At 70.2% G+C, this 15,468-nt stretch carries 15 protein-coding genes; 8 read left to right on the forward strand and 7 right to left on the reverse strand.

The annotated features are described in order from the left end of the window. Nucleotides 1-177: 177 nt before the first annotated feature. Nucleotides 178-1,314, forward strand: a complete 1,137-nt coding sequence (locus AB0C82_RS03075; protein ID WP_362835691.1) for a 3-oxoacyl-[acyl-carrier-protein] synthase III C-terminal domain-containing protein — start codon at nucleotides 178-180, stop codon at nucleotides 1,312-1,314. Between the two features lie 196 nt (nucleotides 1,315-1,510). On the opposite strand, the gene ychF is transcribed toward AB0C82_RS03075, so the two are convergent. Then, nucleotides 1,511-2,599 (reverse strand): redox-regulated ATPase YchF, encoded by a 1,089-nt coding sequence (gene ychF / locus AB0C82_RS03080; RefSeq protein ID WP_362835693.1) that lies wholly within the window; start codon nucleotides 2,597-2,599, stop codon nucleotides 1,511-1,513. A gap of 296 nt (nucleotides 2,600-2,895) precedes the next feature. On the opposite strand from ychF, the gene AB0C82_RS03085 reads away from it, so the two are divergent. Continuing rightward, complete coding sequence (locus AB0C82_RS03085; RefSeq protein ID WP_362837005.1) at nucleotides 2,896-3,393, forward strand: DUF6542 domain-containing protein; 498 nt, start codon at nucleotides 2,896-2,898, stop codon at nucleotides 3,391-3,393. Between the two features lie 14 nt (nucleotides 3,394-3,407). Here the strand turns inward: AB0C82_RS03085 and ppgK are convergent, their stop codons facing one another. Both ppgK and AB0C82_RS03095 read right to left on the reverse strand, forming a co-directional pair. Next, nucleotides 3,408-4,154 carry a polyphosphate--glucose phosphotransferase gene (gene ppgK, locus AB0C82_RS03090; protein ID WP_362835695.1) on the reverse strand — a complete coding sequence of 249 codons (747 nt, stop codon included), beginning with the start codon at nucleotides 4,152-4,154 and terminating at the stop codon, nucleotides 3,408-3,410. A gap of 38 nt (nucleotides 4,155-4,192) precedes the next feature. Beyond that, the gene (locus AB0C82_RS03095) at nucleotides 4,193-5,182 is read right to left on the reverse strand and encodes a 4-hydroxy-3-methylbut-2-enyl diphosphate reductase (RefSeq protein ID WP_362835697.1); all 990 of its coding nucleotides are present in this window, start codon (nucleotides 5,180-5,182) and stop codon (nucleotides 4,193-4,195) included. 82 nt (nucleotides 5,183-5,264) lie between these two features. Here AB0C82_RS03095 and AB0C82_RS03100 point away from each other — a divergent pair, with 82 nt between their 5' ends. From AB0C82_RS03100 to AB0C82_RS03115, 4 genes are all read left to right on the forward strand, one after another. Next, complete coding sequence (locus tag AB0C82_RS03100; RefSeq protein WP_362835699.1) at nucleotides 5,265-6,671, forward strand: APC family permease; 1,407 nt, start codon at nucleotides 5,265-5,267, stop codon at nucleotides 6,669-6,671. 135 nt (nucleotides 6,672-6,806) lie between these two features. After that, a complete protein-coding gene (gene xseA, locus AB0C82_RS03105; RefSeq protein ID WP_362835701.1) occupies nucleotides 6,807-8,018 on the forward strand; it encodes an exodeoxyribonuclease VII large subunit in 1,212 nt (403 codons plus the stop codon). An 82-nt stretch (nucleotides 8,019-8,100) separates the two neighbouring features. Continuing rightward, complete coding sequence (locus tag AB0C82_RS03110; protein ID WP_362835703.1) at nucleotides 8,101-8,361, forward strand: exodeoxyribonuclease VII small subunit; 261 nt, start codon at nucleotides 8,101-8,103, stop codon at nucleotides 8,359-8,361. A gap of 166 nt (nucleotides 8,362-8,527) precedes the next feature. Next, nucleotides 8,528-9,118, forward strand: coding sequence for a malonic semialdehyde reductase (locus AB0C82_RS03115; RefSeq protein ID WP_362835705.1), 591 nt, complete (start codon nucleotides 8,528-8,530; stop codon nucleotides 9,116-9,118). 105 nt (nucleotides 9,119-9,223) lie between these two features. On the opposite strand, the gene AB0C82_RS03120 is transcribed toward AB0C82_RS03115, so the two are convergent. Beyond that, complete coding sequence (locus tag AB0C82_RS03120) at nucleotides 9,224-9,742, reverse strand: DUF4245 domain-containing protein (RefSeq protein WP_362835707.1); 519 nt, start codon at nucleotides 9,740-9,742, stop codon at nucleotides 9,224-9,226. A gap of 144 nt (nucleotides 9,743-9,886) precedes the next feature. Between AB0C82_RS03120 and glpX the strand changes: the two genes are divergently transcribed. Further along, nucleotides 9,887-10,921, forward strand: a complete 1,035-nt coding sequence (gene glpX / locus AB0C82_RS03125; protein ID WP_362835709.1) for a class II fructose-bisphosphatase — start codon at nucleotides 9,887-9,889, stop codon at nucleotides 10,919-10,921. Nucleotides 10,922-11,048: 127 nt separating this feature from the next. On the opposite strand, the gene AB0C82_RS03130 is transcribed toward glpX, so the two are convergent. Continuing rightward, the gene (locus tag AB0C82_RS03130; RefSeq protein ID WP_362835711.1) at nucleotides 11,049-11,420 is read right to left on the reverse strand and encodes a WhiB family transcriptional regulator; all 372 of its coding nucleotides are present in this window, start codon (nucleotides 11,418-11,420) and stop codon (nucleotides 11,049-11,051) included. 157 nt (nucleotides 11,421-11,577) lie between these two features. Then, on the reverse strand, nucleotides 11,578-12,288 hold the full coding sequence (locus AB0C82_RS03135; RefSeq protein ID WP_362835713.1) for a DUF1707 domain-containing protein: 711 nt from the start codon (nucleotides 12,286-12,288) through the stop codon (nucleotides 11,578-11,580). A gap of 322 nt (nucleotides 12,289-12,610) precedes the next feature. Between AB0C82_RS03135 and AB0C82_RS03140 the strand changes: the two genes are divergently transcribed. Beyond that, entirely contained in the window at nucleotides 12,611-14,278 is a 1,668-nt protein-coding gene (locus AB0C82_RS03140; RefSeq protein ID WP_362835715.1) for a fumarate hydratase, read from the forward strand. 83 nt (nucleotides 14,279-14,361) lie between these two features. On the opposite strand, the gene AB0C82_RS03145 is transcribed toward AB0C82_RS03140, so the two are convergent. Then, nucleotides 14,362-15,372, reverse strand: a complete 1,011-nt coding sequence (locus AB0C82_RS03145) for a LuxR C-terminal-related transcriptional regulator (RefSeq protein WP_362835717.1) — start codon at nucleotides 15,370-15,372, stop codon at nucleotides 14,362-14,364. Between the last annotated feature and the right edge of the window lie 96 nt (nucleotides 15,373-15,468).

Below are 15,468 nucleotides of genomic sequence, written 5' to 3' on the forward strand. Positions count from 1 at the left end.
ACCCGTCCGCACAGCTGTACGGGACGGGCGAAGCGGCGCGTCCAGGCGGGTGGCTCCGGCGCCCCTTCACCCGAATGAGGGCCCCTGACTTGGTAGTTGCCGCCCCGAAGACCGAAAATCAACCAACCCCCGAAGCCCGCCGAACTGTCGGCCACCGAACAACGGGATGCCCCTCACATGGATTTCTCCGCCACCGGCCCCGCACCACTCGTCCCTCCGGCGGACGCCGAGCCGTTCCCGTACGAGATCAGCGGCGCCCACGCGGACCTGGGAACCATCGTGGGGATGGACGACTGGGCCCGGCGTGCCCGCGTCCCCGACCGCCACCGGCCCGGCGGCCACCTGAGCGGCGCGACCGTCACGAAGCTGCTCGGCGTGCGGGGCAAGAGCTGGGACCCGGCGCACTTCGAGCACCTCGGCCCGGTCGTCGCCGTAGCCCGGCAGGCCATGGACCAGGCCGGTCTCACCCCGGCCGACATCACCGACGTCGTCCTTGTCACGTGCACGCCCTACGAGGTGATGCTGGACCAGGACGCCTTCGCGCTCATGCGGCGCCTGGGGATCGCCGACCGCGTCCCTCCGGTGCAACTCGGCGCGGGCTGCGGGGGCCTGGCACGCGCGGCGGCGGTCGTCTCGGCGATGCGCGCCGAACGCGCCCTGGTCGTCGCGTACAACATCACGAGCCGCGTGAGCACGGGCCCCGACGGCACGCTGCTGCCGCAGTACGCAGAGAACACCGCCCACCCGTACGGCAAGAACATGTGGGCGTCCCCCGCCCTCTTCTCCGACGGAGTCGCGGCCCTGGTCCTTCGCCGCAGCGCCGAGGCCGACGGCGTCCTGCTCTACTCCCGCGACAGCCAGTCCTTCGACGGCGGCCCGGGCGTCACCGACCCCCTGATCCACTTCCTCGGCGGCGGCGGCAGCCACCCGCCGGGGACCGAGGAAGCGGACGAGCTCTCCGCGTACGGCATGAACTCACCCGAGATCCGCCGCTACTACAGCACCGGCATGACGCTCAACCACCGGGCCCTGGAGGCCGCACGCCCCGGTTATCTCAAGGAGATCACCCGCCTCTACACGCACCAGGCGCACCCGTTCCTCGTCGACGCGTTCCTGGCCGAGGCGGAGATCCCCGCGGAGAAGGCACCGGGCAACGCCAGGACCATCGGCAACATCGCCGCCCCCTCCACGATCGCGCTCCTGCACGCCGACCAGGAGACCGGCACCCTGGCACCCGGCGACCTGGTATGCCTCTCGGTGGTCGGTTCCGGCCCGGAGCGCGGCGCGTTCCTCGCTCCGCTGGCGGCTGGCTGAGCGCCCCGGGGACTCCGCGCCCGCGCCGTCCTCGGACCCGGCCTCCGGGGCCGGCCCGGCGACCTGGCCGCCCGGCTGAACAGGATGGCCAGGGAAAGCGGACGGGGCCGGCTCCCGAAGGAGCCGGCCCCGTCCGACGTACGTGTCCGTCAGACCACCGACGTGAAGCCGATCGATCCGCAGCCGGTCGATCCGCTCACACGTTGAAGCGGAACTCGACCACGTCGCCGTCCTGCATCACGTAGTCCTTGCCCTCCATGCGGGCCTTGCCCTTGGAGCGGGCCTCGGCGACCGAGCCCGTCTCGACCAGGTCGTCGAAGGAGATGATCTCCGCCTTGATGAAGCCCTTCTGGAAGTCGGTGTGGATCACACCGGCCGCCTCGGGGGCCGTCGCGCCCTTCTTGATCGTCCAGGCGCGGGTCTCCTTGGGGCCTGCCGTGAGGTAGGTCTGGAGGCCCAGGATGTCGAAGCCGACGCGGCCGAGGGTGGCCAGGCCGGGCTCCTCCTGGCCCATCGACTGGAGCAGCTCCAGAGCCTCGTCGTCGTCGAGCTCGATCAGCTCGGACTCGATCTTGGCGTTCAGGAAGATCGCCTCGGCCGGGGCGACCAGGGCGCGCTGCTCGTTCTTGAAGTCCTCGTCGACCAGCTCGTCCTCGTCGACGTTGAAGACGTAGAGGAACGGCTTCGTCGTCAGCAGGTGGAGCTCGTGGAGGAGGCGGCCCTTCTCCGTGTTCGCGGTGATGCCGGCCGAGAACAGGGTCTGGCCGGCCTCCATGATCTTCTGGGCCTCCTCGACCGCGGCGAGGACAGCGACCTTCTCCTTCTGGAGACGGGACTCCTTCTGGAGACGCGGGATCTGCTTCTCGACGGACTGGAGGTCGGCGAGGATCAGCTCCGTGTTGATCGTCTCGATGTCGTCCTTCGGCGAGACCTTGCCGTCGACGTGCACGACGTTCTCGTCCTTGAAGGCACGGATGACCTGGCAGATCGCGTCGGACTCGCGGATGTTCGCGAGGAACTTGTTGCCCAGGCCCTCGCCCTCGCTCGCGCCGCGCACGATGCCCGCGATGTCGACGAAGTCGACGGTGGCGGGGAGCAGCTTCTGCGAGCCGAAGATCTCGGCCAGCTTGTTCAGGCGCGGGTCCGGGACGCCCACGACGCCCACGTTCGGCTCGATCGTGGCGAACGGGTAGTTGGCCGCCAGCACGTCGTTCTTGGTCAGGGCGTTGAACAGGGTCGACTTGCCGACATTCGGCAGGCCGACGATTCCGATCGTGAGCGACACTTTGGCGACTTCCTGGAGTAAGGATGAAGGAGAGAGAGTCCAGTTTACGGGCGGGCCCGGCCAAGCAGCCACGGGTCGCCCGCAGGGCCGAACAGGGTGCGTTTCGGCCGTGTGACATCGAACTCAACGCCAAGCTCGGCCAAAGCGCGTGTCCAACGCCTGATTCCTCCCGTGCCGCGACCTACGTTGTGCTGGTGGAGCAGCACAGGACACGACCCCCGCAGCGCAGGCAGCCCCAGCAGCAGGCCCCGCTGTCCCAGCAGGCCACGATCGGCGAGGCCGCAGCCGTCTACCGGGTGGGCGCGCCCGGCGCCCGGCCGCGTACGGCGTCACCCGCCGTGACGGCCCTGCGCAGATTTCCCAATCCCCGGCTGACCGGCATCGGGGCGGGGCTGTTCGCCGCCGTGACCATGTTCGTGCTGGCCTGCCTCGACCGGCTGCTGTTCGGCAGCTCGGAGACGGTGTACGGGCTGCTGTTCCTGCCGGTCAGCGCGCTGACCGCGCTCTGGGTGCGGCCCGCCGACCTGGTCACAGCGCCGATCAGCGTGCCGATCGCCTTCGCCGTCGGCGTGATCCCGATCTCCGGGGGCGCCGGCGGGTTCGGCGGACAGACGATGGCGCTCGTCACCGCCCTCGCCGTCCATGCCGGCTGGCTGTACGGGGGCACACTCATCGCCGGTCTCATCGCGAGCGTCCGCAAGATCCGGCACATGCGTCAGCGGCACCTGCTCCGCGCGGCCCAGGCCGCGCGTGCGGTGCAGAGTGTGCGGCGGCCCCAGCAGCCGCAGGCGTAATGCCGCCCGGCCGGTCAGGGGCCGGGGCTCTTCGAGGCGGCCATCGCCGCGCCCACGATGCCCGCGTTGTTCTGCAGCTCGGCCGGGACCATCTCGGCCCGTACCTTCTCGATCAGGGGCAGGAACTTCTCCGCCTTGCGGCTCACCCCGCCGCCGATGACGAAGAGCTCGGGCGAGAACAGCATCTCCACGTGCGCCAGGTACTTCTGCACCCGGTGCGCCCAGTGCTGCCAGCTGAGGTCCTCGTCCTCCTTGGCCTTCGTGGAGGCGCGCTTCTCCGCGTCGTGACCGTGCAGCTCCAGGTGGCCGAGCTCGGTGTTGGGGACCAGCTGTCCGTTGGTGAAGACGGCGCTTCCGATGCCCGTACCGAAGGTCAGCACGATGACCGTGCCCTTGCGCCCACGGCCCGCCCCGAAGGCCATCTCGGCCATTCCGGCCGCGTCGGCGTCGTTGAGGATCGTGACCGGCAGGCCGGTCCTCTCACCGAGGAGGGCGCGGGCGTCCGTGTCGATCCAGCTCTTGTCGACGTTGGCGGCGGTCCGCGTGACGCCGTCCGTGACGACGCCCGGGAACGTGATCCCGATGGGCCCCTGCCAGTCGAAGTGGCCGACCACCTCGGCCACGCATCCGGCCACGCCGTCGGGCGTGGCCGGATGCGGTGTCAGTACCTTGTGGCGCTCGCGCGCCAGGTCTCCGCGGTTCAGGTCCACGGGAGCACCCTTGATCCCAGAGCCGCCGATGTCCACGCCGAAGATCTCCATGCGATCCACCGTACGGGCAGGCGGGGCCCTGTGCGCTGCTACTTGCCGGACAGTTCCGCCGCCTCGGCCCGCAGGTCACGGCGGAGCTCCTTGGGCAGCGAGAAGGTGATCGACTCGTCGGCCGTCTTCACCGTCTCGACGTCGGCGTAACCCCGCTCGCCCAGCCATTCGAGTACGCCGTCCACGAGCACGTCGGGGACGGAGGCACCCGAGGTGAGCCCCACCGTGGTGACGCCCTCCAGCCAGGCCTCGTCGATCTCGTCGGCGAAGTCCACGAGGTGGGCCGCGGGGGCGCCCGCGTCGAGGGCGACCTCGACCATGCGAATCGAGTTCGAGGAGTTCTTGGAGCCGACGACGATGACCAGCTCGGCGTCCTCGGCGAGCTTCTTCACCGCGATCTGACGGTTCTGCGTGGCGTAGCAGATGTCGTCGCTGGGCGGCGAGAGGAGGTTCGGGAACTTCTCCTTGAGTGCGTCGACCGTCTCCATCGTCTCGTCGACGGAGAGCGTCGTCTGGGAGAGCCAGACGACCTTGGACTCGTCGCGGACGGAGACGTTGGCGACGTCATCGGGGCCGTCGACCAGCGTGATGTGGTCGGGCGCCTCGCCGCTGGTGCCGATGACTTCCTCGTGGCCCTCGTGGCCGATCAGGAGGATGTCGTAGTCCTCCTTGGCGAAGCGGACGGCTTCCTTGTGGACCTTGGTCACCAGCGGGCACGTGGCGTCGATGGTGGCGAGCTTGCGCTCGGCGGCCTCGGCGTGGACGGTCGGCGCGACCCCGTGCGCGGAGAACATCACGATGGACCCTTCGGGGACCTCCGCCGTGACGTCGACGAAGATCGCGCCCTTCTTCTCCAGCGTCTGGACGACGTACTTGTTGTGCACGATCTCGTGGCGCACGTAGATCGGGGCCCCGTACTGCTCCAGGGCCTTCTCGACGGCGATCACGGCACGGTCCACGCCCGCGCAGTAGCCACGGGGAGCGGCGAGCAGGACACGGCGTGCAGGCGTTGCAGTCATGCGTCCCATCGTAAGGCCGTACCGAACAGGCGCGGGTCCGGCAGGGTCGGGAGACTGGGGCATCACGCGCATACCGAACGACGGAGGGTTCATGGCCGGCAGCACCAAGGACCGCGATGCCGGCCAGGGGGCGCTGCGACGGACTCTCGGATTCCGGGATCTGGTCGTCTACGGGCTCCTGTTCATCGCGCCCATGGCTCCGGTGGGGGTGTTCGGCACCCTCGACGCGAAGTCCGGCGGCGCGGTCGCGCTGGTCTACGTCGTGGCGACGGTCGTCATGGCCTTCACCGCGTTCAGTTACGCCCAGATGGTGCGGGTCGCCCCCCTGGCCGGTTCGGTCTTCACGTACGCGCGCAAGGGCCTGGGGGAAGGACCGGGGTTCGTCGCCGGATGGATGGCGATGCTCGACTACCTGCTCATTCCGGCGGTCGCCTACCTGTTCTCCGGGATCGCGATGAACGCGCTGGTCCCCGAGGTCTCGCGGTGGGTCTGGACGGCCATCGCGGTGCTGGTGACGACGCTGCTGAACCTGTGGGGCGTGCGGGCGGCGGCCCGGGTCGGGTTCGCGGTGCTCGCCATGGAGATCGTGGTGCTGCTGGTGTTCGTGGTGTCCGCCGTGTGGGTGCTCGTACAGGACGGGGCGCAGCGGGGGTGGCTGACACCGTTCACCGGGGACTCCGGGTTCTCGATGACGGCGGTGCTGGGGGCGGTGTCGGTGGCCGTGCTGTCGTACCTGGGCTTCGACGCGATCGCCTCGTTCGCCGAGGAGGTGACCGGAGGGTCGGCGAAGGTGGCCCGCGCGGTGCTGTTCTGCCTGGCCCTGGCAGGTGTGCTGTTCATCGCGCAGTCCTATCTGGCCGCGCTGCTGGAGCCGCTGAGCTCCGCCGAACTGGCGGCCGATCCCGCGGCGCAGGGGTCGGCCTTCTATGACGCGGTGGACGCCTCGGTCGGTACGTGGCTGCACGACCTGGTGGCCGTGAGCAAGGCGATCGGCGCGGCGTTCGCGGCGCTGGCCGGGCAGGCCGCGGCGGGCCGGCTGGTGTTCGCGATGGCGCGGGAGCGGCGGCTTCCGGGATTCCTGGCCAGGGTCGACGCGCGTTCCGGGGTGCCCAGGACCGCGATCCTGGGTGCGGCGATCGTGACGCTGGTGGCGGCGGTGTGGGCGGCCCGGCGTGACGACGGCCTGGACCACCTCGTCTCGGTCGTGGACATCGGCGCGCTGTCGGCCTTCGTCCTGCTCCACGCGTCGGTCGTGGGCTGGTTCGCCGTACGCCGGATGGGGGGCCCGCCGAGCTGGTGGCGACACGTACTGGTCCCGGTGCTCGGCGCGGCCGTGCTGATCGCGGTGATCGTGGAGGCCACGACGAGCGCGCAGGTGGTGGGGGTGTGCTGGCTCGGGATCGGGCTCGTGGTGCTCGCTGTGCAGTGGGGGCGCCGGACGGGGCCGGACGGGGCCGGCTCGGGCTCTGGACCGGAGAGGACCGCGGGGACGCGCTGAGCGGGGGGAGCCGGGACGGGGAGAGGCGCGGGGAGAGAGGCGAGGAGAGGGGGACAGAGAGGTACGGGGCGTGGGTCGGGACGGGCGGGCGCGGTGGCCGGGGCCTCTGTCCGTGGGGGCCGATACGCTCGCCGCATGGCTCTCAACACGTCCGCGGAAGCACCCCTGCCCGTCGGTGAGGTGTCACGGCTCATCGGCGGATGGATCGAACGGCTCGGCGCGGTCTGGGTCGAGGGGCAGATCACCCAGCTGTCGCGGCGGCCGGGTGCCGGCGTGGTCTTCCTGACGCTGCGCGATCCCTCGCACGACATCTCGGTGAGCGTCACCTGCTTCCGGCAGGTCTTCGACCGGATCGCCGATGTGGTGACCGAGGGCGCGCGCGTCGTCGTCCTCGCCAAGCCCGAGTGGTACGCCCCCCGTGGACAGCTCTCCCTGCGGGCGACGGAGATACGGCCCGTGGGGATCGGCGAGCTGCTCGTGCGGCTGGAGCAGCTGAAGAAGTCGCTCGCGGCCGAGGGACTGTTCGCGCTGGACCGGAAGAAGCCGCTGCCCTTTCTGCCGCAGCTGATCGGACTGGTCTGCGGGCGGGCGTCGGCCGCCGAGCGCGACGTACTGGAGAACGCGCGGCGGCGCTGGCCCGCCGTGCGCTTCGAGGTCCGCAACACCGCGGTGCAGGGCGTGCACGCGGTGAACCAGGTGGTCCACGCGGTGCGGGAACTCGACGCGCTGGACGAGGTCGACGTGATCGTCGTCGCCCGGGGCGGCGGAAGCGTGGAGGACCTGCTGCCGTTCTCCGACGAGCAGCTGATCCGGGCGGTGGCCGCGTGCCGCACGCCCGTGGTGTCCGCGATCGGGCACGAACCGGACTCCCCGCTCCTCGACCTGGTCGCGGACCTGCGGGCCTCGACGCCCACCGACGCGGCGAAGAAGGTCGTCCCGGATGTCGGCGAGGAGCTCGACCGGGTGCAGCAGCTGCGGGACCGGGCACTTCGTTCGGTGCGGGGGCTGCTGGAACGGGAGGAGCGGGGACTGGCCCACGCGCTGGGACGCCCCGCGATGGAGCGCCCCCAGCGTCTGGTGGACGACCGGGAGGCGGAGGTCGACGCGCTCGTGGGGCGCAGCCGGCGGGTGCTCGGGCACCTGCTGGACCGCGCAGAGTCGGAGATCTCGCACACCCTCGCCCGGGTGGTGTCCCTGTCGCCCGCCGCCACGCTGGAGCGCGGTTACGCGGTGCTCCAGCGGCCGGACGGTCATGTGGTGCGCTCCCCCGAGGAGGCCGGGGCGCCAGGTGACGAGCTGCGCGCACGGGTGTCGGAGGGGGAGTTCGTCGTGCGGGTCGCGGAGTGAGCGGGCGGTGCGGCGGGCGCGACCGGCGCCTCCCGCGGTTTCAGCGGTTCAGCTGTCGTAGCGCGAACATAGGGTGGATCACATGACGGACGACGGGACGACGACGACTGCCGCGGCGGGCACGCTCGGCTATGAACAGGCGCGGGACGAGCTGATCGAGGTCGTACGCCGCCTGGAGGCGGGCGGCACCACGCTGGAGGAGTCGCTGGCTCTGTGGGAGCGCGGCGAGGAGCTGGCCCGGGTGTGCCGGCGCTGGCTGGAGGGCGCGCGGGCGCGGCTCGACGCGGCACTGGCCCGGCCGGTGACGGAGCGCGCGGACGAGCCGGAGGCCGCGGACGGCTGAGGGGGAGCCGGGCGGGCCGCGAAGACCCGGAGGACGACTCGTCGGGCGGGCCGGGAAGCTGTGCGGTGGGTCACCTTGGGACCTGGTTAGTTGAAAGTTAACCTACTTCCTGGTTACAGTCGTGCCATCACTTGATCCCCTGTACGTCCGGAAGGTAACTCGTACGATGTCCCTCGCTCTTGACCCCGCCGCCCAGGACCTCCTCTTCCGTGAGGCCCGCACCGCCAACACGTTCACCGACGAGCCGGTGACCGAGGAGCAGGTCCAGGCGATCTACGACCTGGTCAAGTACGGCCCGACCGCCTTCAACCAGTCGCCGCTGCGCGTCGTCCTGGTTCGCTCCGCGGAGGGTCGCGAGCGCCTCGTGAAGCACATGGCCGAGGGCAACCGGCCGAAGACCGCCGCCGCCCCGCTGGTCGCGATCCTCGTCGCCGACAACGAGTTCCACGAGGAGCTCCCGGCACTCCTGCCGCACTTCCCGCAGGCCAAGGACGTCTTCTTCTCCGAGCGTCCGGTCCGCGAGCAGGCCGCCGCGCTGAACGCCTCGCTGCAGGCCGGCTACTTCATCCTCGGCGTCCGCGCCGCCGGTCTGGCCGCCGGCCCGATGACCGGCTACGACGCCGCGGGCATCGAGAAGGAGTTCCTGGACGGCGACCACAAGGTCCTCATGGTCGTCAACATCGGCAAGCCGGGCGAGGATGCCTGGATGCCGCGCCTGCCGCGCCTCTCCTACGACGAGGTCGTCACGACCGTCTGACCGGCGGCCCGCAGAGGCAGCCGGCACGAAGAAGCCCCGGAGCTGGACGCTCCGGGGCTTCTTCGTGCGTTCGGGTGACTCAGGACGCCTTGCGTTCGGGTGATGTCAGGAGGTCTTGAGCGCCGCGGCCATCTGCGCCAGCCGCTCCATGGGCGCGGAACCCGTCACCACCGTGGTCGCGCCGTCACCGTGCAGCACGAGGGCGTCGTACTTCGGGCCCTTCCAGTGCTGCCACGCCTCGCCCGCCACCTCGTGCGTACGCCCGGTGTCCGTCGCCCGCTGGCTGACCTCCGTCACGTACTTCTTCGCCGGGGCCGTGGACTGCTCCACCGCGACGTACTTGCCGTCCGGGTCGAGGAAGCCCAGGTGCCAGCTGTTGCCCGCCTGGCGCTCGTACGAGACGGAGGTCGGCTTCCAGCCCGTGGGCAGCCCGTCGGGCGCCGCGACCGGATACGGCGCCGCGCGCCGCGCCGTCAGGAGCTCCACGCGGTAGTCGACGGCCTTCACCGGGTCGGCCTTGTCGTCGTGCGGGATGAAGATGTAGATGACCCCTGCGACGGCCGAGATCACGATCATCGAAAGGATCATGTCCCGCACGGTCTGCTTGCCTCGAGTGCTTGCCACGGACCCAATGGTGGCATGAGGTCCTTCGCACCCGACGACGGGGCGGTCCGCTCAAACGTGACCCGGTCTGCTCATTTTATCGACCTACCGATAGAGTCGGAGCACCCTCTTTCCGGTCGTCGTCGTACAGAAAGGTGCGCTCCGATGTCCGAGCATCATCAACTGCCGTCCCAGCTCGAGGTCTCCCCGGAGGCCCCCGACCGCAACCTGGCCCTGGAACTGGTCCGGGTCACCGAGGCCGCGGCCATGGCCGCCGGCCGCTGGGTCGGTCGCGGCGACAAGATCGGTGCCGACGGCGCCGCGGTGAACGCCATGCGGACTCTCGTCTCGACCGTGTCGATGAACGGCGTCGTCGTCATCGGTGAGGGCGAGAAGGACGAAGCCCCCATGCTCTACAACGGCGAGCGGGTCGGCGACGGCACCGGTGCCGAGGTCGACATCGCCGTCGACCCGATCGACGGCACCACGCTCAACGCCAAGGGAATGCCGAACGCGATCGCCGTGCTCGCGGCGGCCGACCGCGGCACGATGTTCGACCCGTCCGCCGTCTTCTACATGGACAAGCTCGTCACGGGCCCCGAGGCGGCCGACTTCGTCGACATCAACGCCCCGGTCTCGGTCAACATCCGCCGGGTCGCCAAGGCGAAGAACTCCACCCCCGAGGACGTCACCGTCGTCATCCTCGACCGCCCCCGCCACGACGGCATCGTCAAGGAGATCCGGGAGACCGGCGCCCGCATCAAGTTCATCTCCGACGGCGACGTGGCCGGCTCGATCATGGCCGCCCGCGAGGGGACCGGCGTCGACCTGCTCATGGGGATCGGCGGCACCCCCGAGGGCATCATCTCGGCCTGTGCGATCAAGTGCCTCGGCGGTGTCATCCAGGGCAAGCTCTGGCCCAAGGACGCGGCGGAGCGTCAGCGTGCACTGGACGCCGGGCACGACCTGGACCGGGTGCTCTCGACGAACGACCTGGTCAGCGGCGACAACGTGTTCTTCGTCGCGACGGGGATCACCGACGGCGAGCTCATGCGCGGTGTGCGGTACCGCGCCGAGACCGCCACCACCGAGTCCATCGTCATGCGGTCCAAGTCGGGCACGATCCGGAAGATCGACTCGACGCACCGTCTCTCGAAGCTGCGCGCGTACAGCGCGATCGACTTCGACCGCGCGAAGTAACTCCCGTACGGGGAGATCCCGGCGGCCCTGTGCGGGGCCGCCGGGATCCCGTACGTGATGTCGCGCGGGCGAAGCACGAGCTGGGTCAGGGGCTGCCGGTCGGGGCGGCCCCTGACCCGTAGGTCCCTCAGCCCGCCGCCGCGATGTGTTCCGGCGTGGACGCCGCCTTCAACTCGATGTCGCGCCTGCGCCTGCGCGCGAGAACCACGCGGCGCTCGGCTGCGGTGAGGCCGCCCCACACCCCGTACGGCTCGGGCTGGACCAGGGCGTGCTCCTGGCACTCGACCATCACGGGACAGCGCGCGCAGACGCGCTTCGCGGCCTCCTCGCGGGACAGCCTGGCGGCAGTCGGCTCCTTCGACGGGGCGAAGAACAGCCCGGCTTCGTCCCGGCGGCACACCGCCTCCGCGTGCCAGGGGCCGGCCTCGTCCGCCCGCGCGGGAGTGCGCTGGGAAGGCACGGCGGCGACCTGCAGAGACTGAAGCGGCGGTTGCAGCACGGGTCTACTCCTGACGACGGCTTCGCGAGCGAGAGACGATGCAGCCTCCCTACCCGCTGTGCGCGCGCCTATGCACTGAGTGGCACTGGCTTGCGGCGCACGTAATTGCGACCGATCGCTACGAATGGCCGAAATCGAAGCATGACGCCCGGACGCGTCAGTGGCCGAGGTGTTTGCGCAACTGCTTGTGCAGGTTGGCAATGAGCTTGCCGCGCTTGGGTTTTGCCTCGATGTTCCCGAACACCGAATAGCCGTTCACGACGACCACGGGCGCTTCCGGGTCCACGGATTCGAGTGTGACCACCTCGAAATTCCCGAACACACCCGTCCCGCTGCCGCGCAGCGAGATGTTCTCGGGAACCTTGATCTCGATGTTGCCGAAGATGGACGTGGCGTTGATGACGCTCAGCCGTTGACCGAAAAGTGACTCGGTCAGATCGATCTCGATACTTCCGAAGAGTGCGAACGCGTTGGTCCGGCCGCCGACGCGCCAGCGTCCCCGCCGGGTGGAGCTGCTGAAGACGGCGACCAGATTGTCGGCGGGACCGGCCGGTGCGTCGGGGCCGTAGCTGTGCGACGCCTGCGCGGACTGCTGGGCGCCCGCCCCCGAGGGCAGGTCCCGCACCAGCGGTTCGAGGGCGTCGACCGTCTTGGCCCGGTAGACGAGGTCGATCCGCTCGGCGTGCTCCTCCGCGGTCAGCCGGCCGTCGGCCACGGCGTCCCGCAGGATGTCCGCGATCCGGTCGCGGTCGGCGTCGGACGCCCGGATGCCGGCCGGGGCGGGGTCGCGGGGCTCGGCGGGTGCGGGTGCGGGTGCGGCCGGGGCGGCGGGTGGTTGCGGCTGCTGGGGCTGCTTTTCGAGGTCCACCGGGCCAGCGTACCCAAACGCGATAGATCGCGACTAGGGGTTGGGGGTGGGCGTGGCGGGGGCGGGTGGGTGGGGCGGCGGGCAGGGGGCCAAGTGGGTGCGGGGTGCCCGCGGCGGACCTGAAGGGAAGCGTGCGCAGGAGTGCCTCGAATCGGTCCGGAAGGGAAGCGTGGCGCCCGCGGCATCGACGGGGGAAGCAGGTGCACCTGCCGGGTTCCCGGTGAGCCTTACCTCACAGGAGCGGGAGCCCCGGGGCGTTCTACCCTGGTGTGCGCTGCCCAAGGGAGGTCAGCCGCCGTCTGCCGAGTGAGGAATGGCCGTAATGCCAGAGTTTGCGTACTCCGATCTGCTCCCCCTGGGAGAGGACACCACGCCGTACCGTCTGGTGACCTCCGAGGGTGTTTCCACCATCGAGGCCGACGGCCGTACGTTCCTCAAGGTCGCGCCGGAGGCTCTGCGCACCCTCGCCGCCGAGGCCATGCACGACATCTCGCACTACCTGCGGCCCGCGCACCTGGCGCAGCTGCGGCGGATCGTGGACGACCCCGAGGCGTCGTCGAACGACAAGTTCGTGGCGCTCGACCTGCTGAAGAACGCGAACATCGCCGCCGCGGGTGTGCTGCCCATGTGTCAGGACACCGGCACGGCCATCGTCATGGGCAAGCGCGGGCAGAACGTGCTCACCGAGGGTGGTGACGAGGAGGCCCTGTCGCACGGCATCTTCGACGCGTACACCAAGCTCAACCTGCGCTACTCGCAGATGGCCCCGCTGAACATGTGGGACGAGAAGAACACCGGCTCCAACCTCCCGGCACAGATCGAGCTCTACGCGACGGACGGCGGCGCGTACAAGTTCCTCTTCATGGCGAAGGGTGGCGGCTCGGCCAACAAGTCGTTCCTGTTCCAGGAGACGAAGGCCGTACTGAACGAGTCCTCCATGATGAAGTTCCTGGAGGAGAAGATCCGCTCCCTGGGTACGGCCGCGTGCCCGCCGTACCACCTGGCGATCGTCGTCGGCGGTACGTCGGCGGAGTTCGCGCTGAAGACCGCGAAGTACGCCTCCGCGCACTACCTCGACGAACTGCCCGCCGAGGGCTCCCCCACCGGCCACGGTTTCCGTGACAAGGAGCTGGAGGAGAAGGTCTTCGAGCTGACGCAGCGGATCGGCATCGGCGCGCAGTTCGGCGGCAAGTACTTCTGCCACGACGTGCGGGTGGTCCGTCTGCCCCGGCACGGCGCCTCGCTGCCCGTCGCCATCGCCGTCTCCTGCTCGGCGGACCGTCAGGCCACCGCGAAGATCACCGCCGAGGGCGTGTTCCTCGAGCAGCTGGAGAAGGACCCGGCGCGCTTCCTGCCGGACACGACGGACGAGCACCTCGACGAGGCGGGGGACGTCGTACGGATCGACCTCAACCGGCCGATGGACGACATCCTCGCCGAGCTGACCAAGTACCCCGTGAAGACCAGGCTCTCGCTGACCGGCCCGCTGGTCGTGGCCCGCGACATCGCGCACGCCAAGATCAAGGAGCGGCTCGACGCGGGCGAGGAGATGCCGCAGTACCTGAAGGACCACCCGGTCTACTACGCGGGTCCGGCGAAGACCCCCGAGGGCTACGCCTCCGGCTCCTTCGGGCCGACGACGGCCGGCCGTATGGACAGCTACGTCGCGCAGTTCCAGGCGGCGGGCGGCTCCAAGGTGATGCTCGCCAAGGGCAACCGCTCGAAGCAGGTCACGGACGCCTGCGACGCGCACGGCGGCTTCTACCTCGGCTCGATCGGCGGTCCCGCGGCGCGGCTCGCGCAGGACTGCATCAAGAAGGTCGAGGTCGTCGAGTACGAGGAGCTCGGCATGGAGGCGGTCTGGCGGATCGAGGTCGAGGACTTCCCCGCGTTCGTCGTGGTCGACGACAAGGGCAACGACTTCTTCACCGAGCCGGCTCCCGCCCCGACGTTCACCAGCATCCCGGTGCGGGGCCCGGGTCTCGGCTGACCTGGCCGGACGGGCGAGTCCGTTCGTACGTGACCGCGGGGGCGTTTCCGGTTTCGGCCGGGGCGCCCCCGCTGCGTTTCTCGTCAGGCCTGGCGGCCGTCCAGGAGCCCGGACGTCGCGACCAGGTAGCCGAGCTGGGCGCGGCTGTTGCTGCCCAGCTGGTCGGAGACCTTCCGCATGTGTTCGGCGACGCTGCGGCGGCTCATGCCGAGGCGGCGGGCGATGGACGCGTCCGTCTCGCCGTTCACGACGGCCTGGAGGATCGCGCGCTGGAGGTCGGACGTGATCACGGGGGTACGCAGCGGGGAGCGCTCCGGGCGGACCGGGACCGAGCGGGACCACGCGTCGTCGAAGCTCCGGGCCAGGAAGCGGACCAGCGAGGGGTGCTGGATACGCAGGGCGTTGTGCGGCTCGTCGGAGAACGGGATGAACGCCAGCTCCCGGTCGAACACGATGACCCGGTCCACCACCTCGGCCAGCGTCCGGATCTCGGCCCCCGCGGCGGTCACCTGCTCGATGTAGGCGAGCGTCGTACGGTCCGCGCGGACGGTGTGCTGATAGATCGTCCGCTGCCGGATGCCCCGCCGCAGATTGCCCAGGTCCCGGATGAGCGACTCCTTCAGGACGTGCGCCGGTCTGCCGCCGCCCGGGTGGGCCGTGCGGACTTCCTCCCGGCACCCGGCCACTCCGGCGTCGAGCGCCTTGCTGATCACGGCCTCGCCGGTGAGCCGGGTGAGGGCAGGCTGCTGGAGCCGGTGCACATCGGCGTACAGCGCCTCGAAGACGGACAGGGTGGCGCGGGCGGACCGCAGTGTGCGGCGCTGCTCGACGATCGCCTCCTCCATCGGCGCGAGCGCGGCGAACGACGCCGTCTCCGGTGGTACGGGGATCATGAAGCCCGGCGAGTCGCGGTCGGCCACCATCAGGTGCAGGGACCGCAGACAGTCCGCGACCTCCTCCTGCGGAAGGCTCCCCTCCACGAGCGCGCGCCGGTATATGGCGAGCGCCACCTCGCAGGGGCGCTCGCCCGGCGTACGGCCCGAAGTCGATTCGCGGCAATCACATGCCGGTGGGGTGGAATGATCGTCCTTCACAAGTATGCAGATTACATTTGTACGAACGGGCCGACAGCGGTGCGCGCGGTGCCTGCACGACTATGAGCGGGTGACGCACGGCAGCAACGGCACGAA

Origin of the sequence: Streptomyces sp. NPDC048560 (assembly GCF_040650955.1) — a bacterium.
Classification (GTDB): Bacteria; Actinomycetota; Actinomycetes; order Streptomycetales; family Streptomycetaceae; genus Streptomyces.

Excerpts from the sequence above, each read along its gene's own strand:
- AB0C82_RS03075 (WP_362835691.1), top strand. The coding sequence starts at position 178 with ATGGATTTCTCCGCCACCGGCCCCGCACCACTCGTCCCTCCGGCGGAC.
- ppgK (WP_362835695.1), bottom strand. The coding sequence starts at position 4,154 with ATGGAGATCTTCGGCGTGGACATCGGCGGCTCTGGGATCAAGGGTGCT.
- AB0C82_RS03095 (WP_362835697.1), bottom strand. The coding sequence starts at position 5,182 with ATGGGACGCATGACTGCAACGCCTGCACGCCGTGTCCTGCTCGCCGCT.
- AB0C82_RS03100 (WP_362835699.1), top strand. The coding sequence starts at position 5,265 with ATGGCCGGCAGCACCAAGGACCGCGATGCCGGCCAGGGGGCGCTGCGA.
- xseA (WP_362835701.1), top strand. The coding sequence starts at position 6,807 with ATGGCTCTCAACACGTCCGCGGAAGCACCCCTGCCCGTCGGTGAGGTG.
- AB0C82_RS03110 (WP_362835703.1), top strand. The coding sequence starts at position 8,101 with ATGACGGACGACGGGACGACGACGACTGCCGCGGCGGGCACGCTCGGC.
- AB0C82_RS03115 (WP_362835705.1), top strand. The coding sequence starts at position 8,528 with ATGTCCCTCGCTCTTGACCCCGCCGCCCAGGACCTCCTCTTCCGTGAG.
- glpX (WP_362835709.1), top strand. The coding sequence starts at position 9,887 with ATGTCCGAGCATCATCAACTGCCGTCCCAGCTCGAGGTCTCCCCGGAG.
- AB0C82_RS03140 (WP_362835715.1), top strand. The coding sequence starts at position 12,611 with ATGCCAGAGTTTGCGTACTCCGATCTGCTCCCCCTGGGAGAGGACACC.